This window comes from Wolbachia endosymbiont of Dirofilaria (Dirofilaria) immitis (assembly GCF_013365455.1).
Lineage (GTDB): Bacteria > Pseudomonadota > Alphaproteobacteria > Rickettsiales > Anaplasmataceae > Wolbachia.
This window is the reverse complement of the sequence record NZ_CP046578.1, coordinates 273,175-289,514: the sequence shown is the minus strand read 5'-3', so window position 1 is coordinate 289,514 and position 16,340 is coordinate 273,175. Positions and strand designations below refer to the sequence as shown.

Annotated in this window: 19 protein-coding genes and 1 rRNA gene; 4 read left to right on the top strand and 16 right to left on the bottom strand. The window is 32.8% G+C overall.

The window, feature by feature from the left end; genetic code table 11:
• Positions 1 to 601: 601 nt before the first annotated feature.
• From GOY12_RS01195 to GOY12_RS01180, 4 genes are all read right to left on the bottom strand, one after another.
• The gene (locus GOY12_RS01195) at positions 602 to 1,852 is read right to left on the bottom strand and encodes a hypothetical protein (protein ID WP_175818260.1); all 1,251 of its coding nucleotides are present in this window, start codon (positions 1,850 to 1,852) and stop codon (positions 602 to 604) included.
• Positions 1,853 to 1,941: 89 nt separating this feature from the next.
• The gene (gene sdhD / locus GOY12_RS01190) at positions 1,942 to 2,307 is read right to left on the bottom strand and encodes a succinate dehydrogenase, hydrophobic membrane anchor protein (RefSeq protein WP_175818259.1); all 366 of its coding nucleotides are present in this window, start codon (positions 2,305 to 2,307) and stop codon (positions 1,942 to 1,944) included.
• A complete protein-coding gene (gene sdhC / locus GOY12_RS01185) occupies positions 2,304 to 2,681 on the bottom strand; it encodes a succinate dehydrogenase, cytochrome b556 subunit (protein ID WP_175818258.1) in 378 nt (125 codons plus the stop codon). Before sdhC ends, sdhD begins: the two co-directional genes overlap by 4 nt.
• Positions 2,682 to 2,794: 113 nt before the next feature.
• Positions 2,795 to 4,297 (bottom strand): 16S ribosomal RNA (locus GOY12_RS01180).
• A gap of 152 nt (positions 4,298 to 4,449) precedes the next feature.
• Between GOY12_RS01180 and GOY12_RS01175 the strand changes: the two genes are divergently transcribed.
• A complete protein-coding gene (locus GOY12_RS01175) occupies positions 4,450 to 5,058 on the top strand; it encodes a hypothetical protein (RefSeq protein ID WP_175818257.1) in 609 nt (202 codons plus the stop codon).
• A gap of 353 nt (positions 5,059 to 5,411) precedes the next feature.
• Here the strand turns inward: GOY12_RS01175 and GOY12_RS01170 are convergent, their stop codons facing one another.
• Positions 5,412 to 5,933, bottom strand: a complete 522-nt coding sequence (locus GOY12_RS01170; RefSeq protein WP_175818256.1) for a Smr/MutS family protein — start codon at positions 5,931 to 5,933, stop codon at positions 5,412 to 5,414.
• A gap of 95 nt (positions 5,934 to 6,028) precedes the next feature.
• Here GOY12_RS01170 and rlmB point away from each other — a divergent pair, with 95 nt between their 5' ends.
• The 3 genes from rlmB (at position 6,029) to GOY12_RS01155 (ending at position 8,130) form a co-directional block, all read left to right on the top strand.
• Entirely contained in the window at positions 6,029 to 6,802 is a 774-nt protein-coding gene (rlmB, locus tag GOY12_RS01165; protein ID WP_175818255.1) for a 23S rRNA (guanosine(2251)-2'-O)-methyltransferase RlmB, read from the top strand.
• A 68-nt stretch (positions 6,803 to 6,870) separates the two neighbouring features.
• The gene (locus GOY12_RS01160) at positions 6,871 to 7,593 is read left to right on the top strand and encodes a Bax inhibitor-1/YccA family protein (RefSeq protein WP_175818254.1); all 723 of its coding nucleotides are present in this window, start codon (positions 6,871 to 6,873) and stop codon (positions 7,591 to 7,593) included.
• Entirely contained in the window at positions 7,594 to 8,130 is a 537-nt protein-coding gene (locus GOY12_RS01155) for a cytochrome c oxidase assembly protein (RefSeq protein ID WP_175818253.1), read from the top strand.
• A gap of 820 nt (positions 8,131 to 8,950) precedes the next feature.
• Here GOY12_RS01155 and GOY12_RS01150 read toward each other — a convergent pair.
• From GOY12_RS01150 to rplF, 11 genes are all read right to left on the bottom strand, one after another.
• Positions 8,951 to 9,967 (bottom strand): substrate-binding domain-containing protein, encoded by a 1,017-nt coding sequence (locus GOY12_RS01150; protein ID WP_175818252.1) that lies wholly within the window; start codon positions 9,965 to 9,967, stop codon positions 8,951 to 8,953.
• Positions 9,968 to 10,063: 96 nt separating this feature from the next.
• The gene (rplQ, locus tag GOY12_RS01145; protein ID WP_175818251.1) at positions 10,064 to 10,492 is read right to left on the bottom strand and encodes a 50S ribosomal protein L17; all 429 of its coding nucleotides are present in this window, start codon (positions 10,490 to 10,492) and stop codon (positions 10,064 to 10,066) included.
• Positions 10,493 to 10,499: 7 nt separating this feature from the next.
• Positions 10,500 to 11,567, bottom strand: a complete 1,068-nt coding sequence (locus tag GOY12_RS01140) for a DNA-directed RNA polymerase subunit alpha (protein ID WP_175818250.1) — start codon at positions 11,565 to 11,567, stop codon at positions 10,500 to 10,502.
• A 21-nt stretch (positions 11,568 to 11,588) separates the two neighbouring features.
• Positions 11,589 to 11,975 carry a 30S ribosomal protein S11 gene (gene rpsK, locus GOY12_RS01135; protein ID WP_175818249.1) on the bottom strand — a complete coding sequence of 129 codons (387 nt, stop codon included), beginning with the start codon at positions 11,973 to 11,975 and terminating at the stop codon, positions 11,589 to 11,591.
• Between the two features lie 15 nt (positions 11,976 to 11,990).
• Entirely contained in the window at positions 11,991 to 12,359 is a 369-nt protein-coding gene (gene rpsM / locus GOY12_RS01130; protein ID WP_175818248.1) for a 30S ribosomal protein S13, read from the bottom strand.
• A 61-nt stretch (positions 12,360 to 12,420) separates the two neighbouring features.
• Entirely contained in the window at positions 12,421 to 13,071 is a 651-nt protein-coding gene (locus GOY12_RS01125) for an adenylate kinase family protein (RefSeq protein WP_175818247.1), read from the bottom strand.
• Positions 13,068 to 14,396 carry a preprotein translocase subunit SecY gene (gene secY / locus GOY12_RS01120; protein ID WP_175818246.1) on the bottom strand — a complete coding sequence of 443 codons (1,329 nt, stop codon included), beginning with the start codon at positions 14,394 to 14,396 and terminating at the stop codon, positions 13,068 to 13,070. Before secY ends, GOY12_RS01125 begins: the two co-directional genes overlap by 4 nt.
• Before the next feature lie 3 nt (positions 14,397 to 14,399).
• Complete coding sequence (gene rplO, locus GOY12_RS01115) at positions 14,400 to 14,870, bottom strand: 50S ribosomal protein L15 (RefSeq protein WP_175818245.1); 471 nt, start codon at positions 14,868 to 14,870, stop codon at positions 14,400 to 14,402.
• Between the two features lie 3 nt (positions 14,871 to 14,873).
• Positions 14,874 to 15,386 carry a 30S ribosomal protein S5 gene (gene rpsE, locus GOY12_RS01110; RefSeq protein ID WP_175818244.1) on the bottom strand — a complete coding sequence of 171 codons (513 nt, stop codon included), beginning with the start codon at positions 15,384 to 15,386 and terminating at the stop codon, positions 14,874 to 14,876.
• A gap of 13 nt (positions 15,387 to 15,399) precedes the next feature.
• Positions 15,400 to 15,774, bottom strand: coding sequence for a 50S ribosomal protein L18 (rplR, locus tag GOY12_RS01105; RefSeq protein ID WP_175818243.1), 375 nt, complete (start codon positions 15,772 to 15,774; stop codon positions 15,400 to 15,402).
• Positions 15,775 to 15,779: 5 nt separating this feature from the next.
• Positions 15,780 to 16,325 (bottom strand): 50S ribosomal protein L6, encoded by a 546-nt coding sequence (gene rplF, locus GOY12_RS01100; RefSeq protein ID WP_175818242.1) that lies wholly within the window; start codon positions 16,323 to 16,325, stop codon positions 15,780 to 15,782.
• Between the last annotated feature and the right edge of the window lie 15 nt (positions 16,326 to 16,340).

Here is a 16,340-nt window from a genome sequence, read left to right as displayed (position 1 = left end):
CAAAACTTTTTCTTTTCTTTTAACTATATGCTTTCCAAGCTCTGTAAGACCTCATTACCTAAAATAAAGGACCTCTCTTTAGCATACAAAGTTTACACTCACGCAACATAAATCATAAAAATACAGTTAAATTTTTAAATTTATTCATGTAGCGCTTCATTTTAAACACAAGCATGCTAAAATTCCAGTAACGATAGTTACTCAACTTGCGCTCAAGTTTCTTTGCAGAACTTTCTCTACTACATAGTACTTTTCTTTCTGATTGCAAACTAAATGACCCTCCACCCTAAAAGGGAATTATAGAATCAGTTCCAGAGAAGCTACCTTAGGATATTTTTTTAAGCAGAGAAATATAGCAATTATACTGTTCCAGCTTCACTGATTTAAAAATTACTTTAATATTCTACAACACATATAACACTTCTTCAATCACTAACAACTTATATTCATATGTTTGTAGTAACCCATAGACACCTATAGTTACTTCTTAGCTTCAACAAAGTATTCTGAAACAGAGTACCATAACTAAATATTCCCTGAAGCTGCTTTAGTTTAAACACAGACCAAAGTAGAAAGCGACATCAACTTAAGTAATTACAAATTAGTGTATATGAGGCGTATCACCTTGCCCTTGTTGTGAATCTCTCCTATTCTGCTCTTTCCTAATGTAAATATTGCTGTCTCTCTGATTTTCAAACTCAGCCATCCTTTCATCAACTTCATTCCGTAACTTTTTTCTATTTAAGTTTTGTTCTCTAGATTTGTTTATACCTCCACTACTTCTGTTTACTCCCTTCTCTAAGCTTCCTTCAATAAATAGCCTCCTAGCATTAAGTTCTTTCCATGTACCTACAATCCTTTCATCATTTCTATCACTTAGTTTTTCCCTTTCTCCAATCCCAATAACACTAAGGTCTTTCATGAATTCTTCCCAGTACTCACCTAATTGATAATTCCACATGGTTAAGTAAGCATCACCATACTTTTTTTTATTTGCCACAAATAATAAAATTGGAGCTTTCAATACAGTAGCTCCTATATTTACTAAATTCTTCACTACTATTGCGGGAGTGAACAAAAGGTAACCACAAGATTTTGCAATTAGATTTTGTCTACTTATTAAATGCCTCCCTAACTTTACAGGAATAAAAGCTAGTAACTTAGCGCAAACCTTAGCTAAGCTTGCAGCAAAGACAATAGGAACGGATATAAGACTTTTATCTAGTTCAAGATTATTACCTTGAGCTCTAATTTCAAAAAAACTAGTACATAATTTCTTATAATCACTAGTGTACAATAATTTTCCATTCCTTCCTTTCTCATCAATGACTTCCTGAACCTTACCTTCCTTATTTTTTTCCTTTCTAGTAAGCACAGAAGAATTAACTAACCTAAGTAAACTAGTATCAATCTCAAAAACCGGCAAATGTTTTACAAGATCAAACTTTTTAAACTTAAATGGTTCATAAAAGTCATGATAATCGTCATTATTATCATGCTCATTTCTATTGACCTTGCCTTTATCAACTAAAAACTTAATTGTGAAATAACTTTTATCATCCTGTGTTTTAAAAGGTTCTCCTTTTTCATCCGATAAAACAGAAACTAAATTGTACCTATATCCACCATAACAAAGCTTATATATACCACTGTCATTACTATCCTTACCTTTTTCTATTTTACCAAACCTAGCAACGTGATCATAATTTTCTGGATAACGGCACTTCCTTCCATCACTATACACCACCACCTTTCTAAGGTCTTTAACATAAATTTGAGATTCAAATGGAGCAAATAGAACCTTCATCTTCAGTATCAGATTTGTTCCTATCTTCTTCAATACTTCTAACATATCATTAAATAAAAATTACTGTAAGCACTATAGTTCAATGATAAAACCAATACGATAATAACAACATATTAATATAAAACTCGACAACCTTATAAAAGAATATGCCTATAAAAGAAAAAGATTGTAAAAGCAAGGACTATATAAGTTAAGCTTGATAAGTACTTTATACATGTAATTGCAAAAAATCTCATAGGTATGCTATGTATATAATCTTCACACACTATCTGCACTCCAAGAACTGCATGCCAAAAAATACAAAATAGCAACATAACAAAAAACAAAAGCTCTAGAGGATGATCAATAGCATGAAGTAACTTCTCATTAAAAGACAAAGAAGCACTAGTATAAAGTGTACAAAAAAACAAATAGATAAACCAAGGGAATAAAAACAGCAAAATCACTGAAGAAACACGTTGTACCCACCAATAATATATTGAATTTCTAGATTGGCTCATATAAACATCAATAAAAAAGCTACAGTAGAAAGAAGTAACATTACTGTCAGTAGTATAGCACTTTTCGAAACATCAGTAATTCTTAAATTAAACCCAGCATCCCATAATAAATGACGAATACCATTAAAAAAATGATATAGAAAACCCATAAAACATAAAAGATAAACTAACTTAGCAATAGAAGTAGACAATAATATGTTCAAGTACCTTACTATAAACAGCTTAGGAAAATAAACATATAATATAAAATACCAAGAAAACATCACTAATAAAAGGAATAGTAAGATACCAGTTAATCTATGTATGATAGAAAAAAGATTAGTGACTTGTATTTTATATATTTGTAAATGTGGAGAAAGAGGTCTATCACCCATAAAATCTCATACCAAGAAATTAAAATAGGAAGATTAAAATAAAGAAGAAGTAAAGACAGCAGTATAGTGCATAATAGCACTATCATTAAAAGCAGTGAGCTATGCACAAAGCCTAAGGAGGTAATCCAGCTGCAGATTCCCCTACTGCTACCTTGTTACGACTTCACCCCAGTCACTGATCCCACTTTAAATAACTCCCTCCTTACGGTTAGGTGATTAGCTTCGAGTGAAACCAATTCCCATGGCGTGACGGGCAGTGTGTACAAGACCCGAGAACGTATTCACCGTGGCATGCTGATCCACGATTACTAGCGATTCCAACTTCATACACTCGAGTTGCAGAGTGCAATCCGAACTGAGATGGCTTTTAAGGGATTAGCTTAGCCTCACAACTTTGCAGCCCATTGTAGCCACCATTGTAGCACGTGTGTAGCCCACTCCATAAGGGCCATGATGACTTGACGTCATCCCCACCTTCCTCCAGTTTATCACTGGCAGTTTCCTTAAAGTCCCCAGCACCACCTGATGGTAACTAAGGATGAGGGTTACGCTCGTTGCGGGACTTAACCTAACATCTCACGACACGAGCTGACGACAGCCATGCAACACCTGTGTGAAACCCGGCCGAACCGACCCTATCCCTTCGAACAGGCATAATTTCCATGTCAAGGAGTGGTAAGGTTTTTCGCGTTGCATCGAATTAAACCACATGCTCCACCGCTTGTGCGGGTCCCCGTCAATTCCTTTGAGTTTTAATCTTGCGACCGTAGTCCCCAGGCGGAATGTTTAACGCGTTAGCTGTAACACAGAAAGTAATCTTCCCATATTTAACATTCATCGTTTACAGCGTGGACTACCAGGGTATCTAATCCTGTTTGCTCCCCACGCTTTCGCACCTCAGCGTCAGATTTGAACCAGATAGACGCCTTCGCCACTGGTGTTCCTCCTAATATTTACGAATTTCACCTCTACACTAGGAATTCCTCTATCCTCTTTCAATCTCTAGATCAGCAGTTTTAAAAGCAATTCCAAAGTTAAGCTTTGGAATTTCACTTTTAACTTACTAACCAGCCTACGTGCTCTTTACGCCCAATAATTCCGAATAACGCTAGCCCTCTCCGTATTACCGCGGCTGCTGGCACGGAGTTAGCCAGGACTTCTTCTGTGAGTACCGTCATTATCTTCCTCACTGAAAGAGCTTTACAACCCAAAGGCCTTCTTCACTCATGCGGCATAGCTGGATCAAGCTTCCGCTCATTGTCCAATATTCCCCACTGCTGCCTCCCGTAGGAGTCTGGACCGTATCTCAGTTCCAGTGTGGCTGATCATCCTCTCAGATCAGCTATAGATCATAGCCTTGGTAGGCCATTACCCTACCAACTAGCTAATCTAATATAGGCTCATCTAATAGCAATAAATCTTTCCCCCATAGGGCGTATACGGTATTAGTTGCCGTTTCCAGTAATTATTCCGTACTACTAGGTAGATTCCTATACATTACTCACCCGTCTGCCACTAGGCTACACTATAGCAAGCTATATATAACCCCGTTCGACTTGCATGTGTTAGGCTTGCCGCCAGCGTTCATTCTGAGCCAGGATCAAACTCTCAAATTTAGACTTTCAACCTAAAAGGTTGAAAGTACATCGGATAAATCCGATAAAGGATAATTTAGCTTTATACTGCTGTCTTTATTTCTACTTTAGAAATATTTTAATCTCCAACTATTCAAACAACTCTAAAGATATTATCATGTAATATAATAATAGTGTCAATATGTTTTTGCAAACCAAAAGCATTAACATATAAATACATCTTTATTAAGGATATTACCATGAAGAAGTATATCTTTTTATTTGCATTCATATCAGTTCTAGTTAGTATCATACTGCATTCACAGTATAGTATTAATAACACAAAGCAATCCATGATTGCAGGCAATAAGTTTTACAAAGTATTATTCTTTAAAAAAGATGTTAAATTATTAGAAAAAGTAGACTCAAATTGGAAGCATTTAGCAAATTTTGAAAGTGCATTCAACCATATCTTAAGTTCAAGATTAACAAATGCTGCATCTGTTTATAGCGATATGGTAGACAACAAAGATATCCCTGATGTTTTGCGTGAATTAGCACAATATTTAGAAGTAATGTGCTTGTTTTACTATAGTAAAAAAATAAATGAAGATAAAATTAATAATTTAGGATTAAGTGTAGTGTACCCCTATTCAAGCCAAGAAGCTATTGCTATAATAAAGATACATAATAATGATATTAAAGGCGCAGTTAAAATATTACACTCATTACTAAATGATAGAAAATGCCCTACTCTAATAAAGGCTAACGCAGAAGAATTACTCCAGATATATGAAAAATAAAAGGCTACTTTATACATGACAAAAATGAAAGAAGCTATTTAATAAACCTTACCAGCTCTTGCGATTATGATACTCAAAACACTCAGAGTTACCTTAACTCATGCAGATTAAAACAATCAAAATATCACATAATTATGATTCCCATGTTTAACTTTTATGCTACACGCTTTCATGTCTTTCTCTTATCTGGCAAACTTCTTAAACAGATCATTAATTTAAAGGTTAGTTACATTAAGAACATAGCTGAATTATAGTTTAAACGCTAAAATATAAAAACGCTAATGTTTTTAATAGATACCCCATCCAGAACTCTTTTGCCTTTTTCTTACCCCCATAAATTAATACTTAAAACTTCAGTAGCAGCTAAACCAATCTACGAGACTAAGATTTTTGTTCCTTCTTAATAAGACATAAAAAGCCCCTCTACCACCATGTTTTTTTATAGCTTGTTGATAATATAGAACTATATGCTGAATTTTAGTATCATTTAACCATTTACTCAAATTGCTCTTTATAACACCTGTTTTACCCACTGTACTACTTTGCCCTGTAATTACCAACAAACACCTATTTCCTGCCTGATAATTTTTAATAATAAAATCCACTAATTTACAGTAAGCATCTTCTATACTATAGCCATGTAGATCAAGTTTATCACTTATGAAACATTTTCCTCTATCAACTTTTGACTTTGTGTTGTAGTCAAGGCAAAATGGCAAGTTGCCAATATTAGTATTGAGAAAATTTTCTTGTAAATAAAATGTACCTTTATCAATTACAGATTTTATATCTACTTTATGATCAACTTTTAAAGTTATTTTCTCAGATTTTATTGGTTTGACATTTTTTTGCCAGTTTAACTCATCATCTGACATAAATACACCATAATTATATTTTATAATTTTACAAGAATATCTAAACATAGTAAAATATCACTTATTTTACAGAAACACGACCCCCTAACAGTACAATGAAATCACCGAAGGTTAACGAAAGTTTCTGGCTATATGGAAAGCACACCTGTATATCAGCACTGAAGAATAAAAACAGAAAGTGCATAGAACTATTAATAACAAAAAATTTCTATAAGGAACATAAAAAAGAAATTAGGCAATATGCAGATAATAAAGGTATTAGAATCCAATTAGTAGAAAATAAAACATTCAATAATATCTTATCAAAAAGAGCCAATCACCAAGGAATTGCTTTAAAAGTTACTCCTATTCTCCATAGCTCAAGCATCGAAGAAATAGCTGAAAACTCAAGCGAAAGCTCTACTATAATCATCTTAGATCAAATTACTGACACACGTAATATAGGATCAATTCTAAGAACATCAGCCTGTTTTAATGTTGATGCAGCAGTTTTATCATATAACTATTCACCAAGTGAAAATGCATCTATCGCAAAAGCAGCAAGTGGAGCATTAGATATTATCCCACTAATATACGTTACAAATATGGTTAAAACTATAGAGCATTTAAAAAAGGCTGGCTACTGGTGTTATGGGTTTGATAGTAATGCTAAAAAGCATATAAATGAAATGAAAAGCTTTTGGGAAAAAAGAGTAATTATTTTTGGCTCTGAAGAGAAAGGAATACGAAGGTTAATTAAAAAAAATTGTGACTACCTTTTAAAAATTCCAATATCAAATGTAATTGACAGCTTAAATGTTTCAAATGCAGCAGCAATAGGATTATATTCTATTTACACTAAAACACAGCATATAAAAATAATAAAGTGATTTTTTTACTTGATAAAGATACAGTTTTGTACTATAGTAATATTAAGAAATAAAAAGGAGTCATATTTATGTCTTATATGAGAAACGAAAGGGGTATTTGCTCTCAAAGTATTTATTATAGTGCTGGGCTTAGAAGTTACCTAACTAAAGTATATAATTATATGGCTCTAGCTTTAGGTATTACTGGGCTTGTTGCATTCTTGACGGTATTTTTTGGTCTTTTCCAAGTAATTTATTCTAATCCCGTCCTATCACTTGTAGTAATGCTCTCTCCAGTTGTACTGGTATTTTATATGTCTTTTAGGCTTCAACATCTGAGCGCTCAGTCTACAGTTGCCGTATTTTTCTTATTCTCAGTTTTAATGGGGCTTTCTTTATCCCATATCTTTATAGTTTACATCGCAAAAAATATAGCAAGGGCATTTTTCATTACATCGGTTATGTTTGGTTCCATGGCTTTATATGGTAATACTACAAAAAAAGATTTAACTAGTATAGGTTCTTTTCTGATCATGGGAATCTGGGGAGTAATTATTGCATCCATAGTTAACCTACTCCTTGGAAGCAATCCCCTCTATTTTGCAATTTCATTCACATCAGTAATAATTTTTACCTTAATGACTGCATATGATGCTCAGAGAATAAAAGATGTTTATTATAGATATAACGACGGTTCAGAACTTGCAGCTACTAAGCTGGCTATACTTGGTGCAACTAATCTTTATTTCGACTTCATCAACATCTTTCTCAACTTACTTAGGTTATTTAACTTATTCAATAACAGAGATTAGATGTTTTTCTTTTTAAAAGGAAGTAGTAAACGTTCCATAGTTTTTTTCCTAATCTCCCTAGTAGTATTAATGCTATGTCTTACATATGCATCGGTACCAATATATAGTACTTTCTGTAAAGTTACCGGATACGGAGGCACAACGAAAAAAGCAATTAACACACTAACGAATACAATTAATCAAAAAATTAGAGTCCATTTTAATGCTGACGTAATGCCAGATTTATTATGGGAGCTCTATCCAGAAACTAACTACACTGATATAAATATAGGGGAACAAATTTTAGCTTTCTACTATGCAAAAAATTTATCTGATCAGCCTTCGCTTGGAATGGCAGTATATAACGTCACACCTTTCAAAGCAGGCAAGTATTTCAATAAAGTTGCATGCTTTTGTTTTGAAGAACAAACACTACTGCCAAAACAAAAAGCAGCTATGCCAGTATCTTTTTATATAGACCCTGAGATAATACATGATAACAGCACAAAAGATTTAAGTGAAATAACATTATCATATACCTTTTTTAAAATTAATTAGTATATTATAGGAAACATGAGTTTTTACTCTACTATGAGAAGACTATCAATCTCATATTTTTAAACGTATATACAAGTTGTGAACATAAATCAACAAAGAACCCAACTCCAGTGTAGCTTATAGGTATATTAAATTAATCAAGGTACATTCAGATATATAGAGACTATAATTTTTCATATTAACATAAAATTTTCTTATGCAAACATAAGCACGATCAAACAGAATTACTTTGAAAGAACCTTAAATAGTTCCCAATTTATTTTATGTTCTACCTACTACAATAATAAATTCTCTAGCTTACCATTATCATTCAAGTTGTTTTTTTACTTAATAGCATAAGGAAAATTTGAAAAAGTTTTTTTTAAAAGTACTGAAGAAATCATTGAAAACAAAATCGTGATATTGGTGAATATAATAGTAACTAACGCAACCACAAGACCTTATTTTTCAAGAGATTTCAATTCTAGTGTAAGAAAGCAAAGAAATCTCTATAGAGATAGCTTTTTCAATACCAACAAAACAATTGTATTGTTTACAAAAGCAAGATGCCATTTCAACCAACGTACTAATATAAAACAACTACCAGATATAATAACTGCAAACCAGAGTAAAATGAATCCAGGTACACCAACTGATAACTGCAAAAATTAATGATATTTTATGCAATTCATTTAATTTCTCAATAGAAAAAGCTACACCAGGCAGGTAGTCATAAACTTAGCCAGAAAATTAATAATAGGAACACTTCAGCAATAAATACAATTAAACGCTAAAGCCGCGAACGTTGATGACTTTCTCAGATTCACTTTCTAAAACGATATTACACTATATCATAGACTTTCGCTAAAACTTTCTCTATATCCTCATTCGAAAGCGGAATTAGACCAAGCCTAGATAGGTATCCATCCTTAGCACTGATTGAATCTATTACTTCTCTAATAAACTCTCTTAATCCATCAGCGATATTTAAGTGCTCTTTTTTTATATAAATATACAGAGGCCTTGCTAATATATATTTTCCCGACGATATATTTTCATAAGTTGGCTCAACTCCTGCAATTGTGCTCCCTTGCACTTTATCTTGGTTTCTCACCAAAAAGCTAAAACTAAATATCCCTAATGCATTTCTGTTACTTTTTAACTTTTGTATTATTATATTTTCATTACTACCAACTTCTATATACCTCCCATCATCTCTTACACTACTACATGCTTTCCTCCTTTCTTCTGGATCCTTATAATTCTCTCTAAAAATTCTTGAACTCATGCATAAGTGTTGATCAAGCATAACAAAATTAATCAAAGTGTTATACGTACCTGTATTTTGATGTGGACCATAAATTTCAATTTCTGTTTTTGGCAAAGACTCATTTACATCAAACCAAAACTTCTTATCATTCCTCACCAACTTACCATTTTCTTGGGAATACGCAGATAAAGTTTCAAATAAATCTTTTTTCGTAAAATCAAATTTATAACTTTGATTCGAATTTGCAATTATAACCCCATCGTACCCAATAATGATCTCTATCACTTCATTAACTTTATTTCTTTTACACAGCTCTCTCTCTGCATCTTTTATAGGACGAGATGAGGCAGCAATATCTGGCGTGTTCTTCCCTATTCCTAAACAAAACATCTTGAACCCTTGCCCACTTCCTATTGATTCCACAACTGGAGTTCTAAAAGAGAACACACGACTAAAGTCTTCAGCTATAAATGAGATAAAAGGAAAAACAGTCGAAGACCCAACAATCCTAATATATTTCCTTGCATCAGCGTTTGATAGCGGCATAAACACTATAAACATAAAAATTAAGAGAAAACCCTTAAGCATTGTTTCCTATTAAGAACATGAACCTACAATTACTACAACAAAAGATCAAATTAAAAAGTTCCAATAAAGGCATAACCTATTTACTATAAGTAATAATTAACTTTTTGTTACTATTTTACTTTCTTCCTTGCTTCTATTATTAACCTTACCTTTTATTACAGTACTCCTATCAACCAGCTCTACCACTGCCATTGAAGCACAATCACCCCTTCGAATATTAAACCTTACTACTCTAGAATACCCACCTTTACGACCTTGATAACGGCTAGCTAAAATAGCTAGTAATTTATCAACTGCTAATTTATTATTATGAAGACGTGAAAGTAAAAGCCTTCTCCCATGTAAAGTGTTTTTATTCTTAGCAAAAGTAATAAACTTTTCTACATATGGACGAAGCTCCTTAGCTTTTGGCAAAGTAGTTATAATTTGCTCGTGGATAATTAGAGAGATAGACAAGTTCTTCAGCATCGATAACCTATGCTCAGTTCGACGAGATAGTTTACGCTTTTTTATCCTATGTTTCATATATCACCTAGTCTTCATCAGTATGTTGTCTAGCTAATTCATCTATATCCTTAGGCGGCCAATTTGGGACATCCATTCCTAAAGACAAACCAAAATTACTTAAAACCGCCTTAATCTCATTCAAAGACTTTCTCCCAAAATTAGCAGTCCTTAACATTTCACTCTCTGTTCTCTGAACAAGATCACCTATATAAGTAACATTTTCATTTTTCAAGCAATTATGTGATCTAACAGACAACTCCATTTCATCTACCTTACGTAATAAAATAGGGTCATAACCTAAATCCCTATAACTGCTAGATGAAGAAACTTGTGACTTTTTATGACCTATATCAGAGTTAATAAAAGGTTGTAGTTGCTCTTGTAATATCCTTGCAGCAGAATCAACAGCCTGACTCGGGGAAATTGTACCATCAGTCTCAACCGACAATATCAACTTATCCTTATCAGTAACTTGACCAACACGACTATTCTCTGCTTTATATGAAACCTTGTTGACAGGGCTATATAAAGCATTAACCGGGATGAATCCCTTTAGATCCCGCTCACTAACAAGCTTCAAAAGCTCATTTTCCTTATATTTAGTAACAGGAAGGTAGCCTTTTCCACTAGCTACATATATAGTCATATTAAGCTCCACATTCTGTCCAAGTGTACATATTAACAAACTCTTATTAACAATAGAACATTGATCATCAGTTTCTATCATTCCAGCAACTACTTGACAAGGCCCTTTAGCATTCAAACTTAAGCATTTATTAGAAGTACCATTCAATTTACACCTTAACATACCTACATTCAATACTATATCAGTCACATCTTCCCTTACTCCTTGAATTGAAGTAAATTCATGAGTTACACCTTCAATTTTTATTCCATAAACAGCACTACCTATAAGAGAAGATAACATCACACGCCTTAGTGCATTACCAAGCGTTAAAGCAAAACCACTCTCCAATGGTTCTAGTACTATATCGCCTTTTTCATTTGAATCACCTGGCAACACCTTAATTGAACTAGGCTTAGTCAATTTACTTAAATTATTAAAAATAGTAACATTATCATTATGATACATAAAACAACCTTCTTAAATATTTTATACTCTTCTTTTTTTTCTTAACCTACATCCATTATGAGGAATTGCAGTTTTATCTGCAATTGAGGTTACCGTTAATCCATAGCTTTGAAGCGCTTTAACCGCAGCTTCAGCTCCAAAACCAGGGCCACGTACTATCACAGAAACAACTTTCATGCCAAACTTTTCTACTGCAATCTTTGCAGCGAATTCCGAAGCTCTACCTGCAGCATAGGGTGTAGATTTTCTTGAACCTGAGAAACCATGTGCACCAACAGAAGTTTGATATAAAGTATTACCTTGAATATCAGTTACATTTATAAAAGTATTATTAAAAGTTGCGCGAATATGAACAACTCCAGTAACAAACTTCTTTATACCTTTACCAACCGTTCTTATCTTTTTCATAACTCATAATAAATTTTATTTCTTTCCAGCAATAGGCAAATGAGACCTACCCTTACGAGTCTTAGCATTAGTATGAGTCCTTTGTCCTCTTACAGGCAAACCTTTTCTGTGCCTGACTCCTTTATAGCATCCCATTTCTACTAGAGACTTTATATTCATAGCTACTTCTTTCCTAAGCTCACCTTCTATAATATAATTTTGTCTAATAAAACTACTGATCCTCTCTATATCTTTATCTTGCAACTCTGAAATACGTTTATTCTTATTAATTTCACAAGCACGACAAATTGCATTCGCAGTAGCAATACCTATACCATATATATAAGTTAACGCAAAAGGAACACACTTCTTTACTGGAATATTTACACCTGCAATACGTACCACTAAAACTCCAATATTCTCATTAGTAATAATTCTTGATTTATACTATATAAATAACCAAGAATCAAATCAAATTACAAGAAATCTTGCTTTCGATCTCCTGCTTCACCTGAACTACATTAAGATTAGCATTAATTGTTAATAATTTATCTCTATAATATTCACGTAAACTCTTTATTTGTATATAATACTCTCTTATTCTCTTACTAATCACAGATAAATCAGAATCATCAATTCTTCTTTCCAGCTTCATATTTTTACATCTTATACAAACAAGATTATTATTCTTCTTAAAAAAAGATACACTGTATATACTTTTACAGTCTAAACATACAAGTCGATTTCTTAATCGATCAATTGCAATCCTATCGTCAATCTTCAATTCAATAACAATATTCACATTTCTATTATACTTTTCTCGCAAAATCTGAGCTAGGAAATGAGCTTGATTCAGATTTCTCGGAAAACCATCCAATAAAAAACTATCACCTACAAATGCAATCTGGTCATATAATAATTCACATATAACTTCATCTTGAATTAAATTACCAGACTCTACATTACTCTTTATTTCTTTCCCTAATTTACTATCACTAGATATAATACTTCTCAATAAATCCCCTACTGAAATTAACTTCAAGCTATACTTTGCTATTAGAAGACTTGACTGAGTACCTTTACCAGAGCCAGGAGGACCAAAGATTATAATAATCATCTCAATTTTCTTGTTCTAGACTCATACTTCTTTATCCAGCTATCATATCTATTCGAAAAAATATAGGATTGTATTTGCATAATAGTATCAGTAACAACATTAACTATAATCAATAAGCTCGTTCCACCAAAAATAAACGGTATATTATAATAATATCTTATAATTTCAGGTACAGCACATATAACCACTAGATACGCAGAGCCAATAAATGTTAACTTTAAAACTATTTCTTGAAGGTAATCAGAAGTATGTTTTCCAGGTCTTCTACCAGGTATAAAGCCACCATTTCTTTTAAGAAAATTAGCGTTTTCTTCTGGATTAAATATAAAATTGGTATAAAAGAAATTAAAAAATACTATAAGTGCTAAATAAGCTATAATATAAATTATTTTATTTGCTACTAAGTAATCTAAGATAAAATCAGAAAAAGCATACCCATTGAAAAAATTTGCAACCGAAATAGGAGTTAATAAAATTGCATTAGCAAAAATAGTTGGTATTACACCAGATAGATTAATCTTTAACGGTATATAAGTAAAATCGTCATTATGCAATCTTTTAAACTGCTTTCTAGGATACTGAACAACAACTTTTCTATAAGAGGACTCTGTAAAAATAACCAGAAGCAACAGCAAGAAAAATACTACTAAAACAAAAAGGATAATAAGCAACGATACATTACCACTTTTGTTTAATGTCAACAGTGATGAAAAAGCACTATGTAATTCTGATATTATACCTGTAAAAATGATTAATGAGATACCATTACCTATACCACTAGCACTAATTTGCTCACCAAGCCATATTAGAAACACTGTTCCACCTAAAAGGCTAAATGCCCCTACCGTACGAAACATAAAACCAGGTTCGATTACAACTAGCACTCCTTCTCTATTCATTCTTTCTAATCCAATTAAAATAGTGACTGATTGAAACAGACAAAATACTACGGTCATACAGTATATGTAAGAACTCATCTTTCGACGTCCTAACTCTCCATCATTCTTAACTTCATTAATTCCTTTAATGGCAGAAGATAATAACTGCATAACTATAGATGCAACTATATATGGCATAACACTTAGCGCTAAGATTGTCATTCTAGCTAACGCACCACCAGAAAACAGATTAAATACCCCAAAGACACCAGAACCTTCTTTAGGAAAGATATCATTAATTATATCAAGATTAATTCCAGGAATAGGTACATAAGTACCTAAACGGTAACAAACTAAAGCGACTAGCGTAAAAAGTATACGCTTCAATAAATCACCTTTATATAATAACGCAGGATCCAAATTATTAAATGCGGACTTACTGCTCATTATTTATGATAGTACTTCTACACTACCGCCAACTGAAATTACAGATTTTTTTGCAGCTTCTGACACAAAATCAACATGAAATACGCATTTCTCACTCAACTTACCCTTATTAAGAAGCTTAACTTTACCTTTAATAGACTTTATAAAACCTAACTTATATAGCATTTCCTTATCTATAATAGAACCTTCTACTATCCTTTTAGCCTCTATTAAGCGCTGCACACCACCAACATTAACTACTGAGCATATATTTCTACACACAGGATTAAAACCTCTTTTAGGTAGACGAGTATATATAGACTGCTGCCCACCTTCAAACCCATTTATAGAAACACCACTTCTAGCCTTCTGTCCTTTATGCCCTCTACCGGATGTTTTACCTCTACCACAACCAATACCTCTACCCAGTAATTTAGACCTCTTTTTCTTTGATAACTTATAAAATATAGAGTTTAATTTCGTAGCACTATTCATACTTTACCTATTTTCAACTATCTCACTAATCTTTTTACCTCTCTTACTTGCAACTTGACGAGGAGATAACATATTATCAAAAGCCTCAAATACTGCACATATAACGTTATGAGGATTATTTGATCTCGTAGATTTAGCCACTACATCTTTTATACCTAATACCTCAAAAACTGCCCTAATTGCTCCACCAGCAATAATACCTGTTCCAGCTCTAGCTGCCCTTAAAACTACCTCACCAGAACAAAACTTAGCTTTAATATCATGATGCAAAGTTCTACCTTCACGCAAATATACTCTAACCATAGATTTTTTTGCAGCATTTACAGCCTTTACTCTTGCTTCGGCAACTTCTGCATGCTTACCCATTCCACACCCTACTCTACCCCTCTCATCTCCAACAACAACTAAAATTGAAAATGAAAACCTCCTACCACCCTTTGTAACTGTAGTTACTCTCCGTACTGAAACTAAAAGCTCTGATAAATCATTATTATCTTGTAAATTCTTTACAGCCATACCTCAAAACTTTTCAAAACTTAAACCCAGAACTCCTTAAAGCCTCAGCAAATTGAGAAATTAACCCTGTGTACTTACATGCTCCACGATCAAATACTAATTCTCGCTCTAATTTCATATCAGATAACCGCTCAATCATTAAAGAAGAAACTTGTCTTATAGTTTCAGCATTAACCCTACCTCTACATACATCCTTAATCTTAGCATCCAAAGTAGAGACAGAAACGAGAGTTACTCCCTTTTCATCATTGATCAATTGAGCGTAAAAATGCTTATTAGACTTAAATACAGATATACGTAAGCGTTTTTTATCACCATAATTGAGCTTCTTTCTATTACGCAATTTCCTTTTTTTTAAATTACTTAGAAAATTATACAACCTTCTCATTTTCATTAATTCTTTTTATTAACAACTTTACGCAACATAAATTTATCTTTCACTACAATACCCTTACCTTTATAAGGGTCATATTTTCTAATTTTACATATATCAGACGCTATCATGCAAACTTTTTGCTTATCTATACCACTAACTACTAAGTGAACTGGTTTTATACACTTGATTTTGATATCTTTAGGTACTTTATATTTAATACTATGGCTATAACCAAGATACAAAGTCAAATATTTACCATCACACTCCGCTTTATATCCTATACCATTAACCTCAAGATCAACAGAAAAATCATTAATCATACCATTAATAATATTGTTAATATTACTTCTATAAGTACCCCAGATAGGCTTCATTTCATCATAGTTACTCTTACCTTGGCTAATAGAAAGCAGTAACTGATTATTAACAACACAACACATAATATTACTATTTAACCTAATTTTTTTTTCTGCTCTAGCACTTTTTATTAATACCCCACCATCATCATACTCAACTGAAACACCAGCAGGAATATTGATAGGTAAAGCACCTATACGAGACATAAATTTACCCCACTA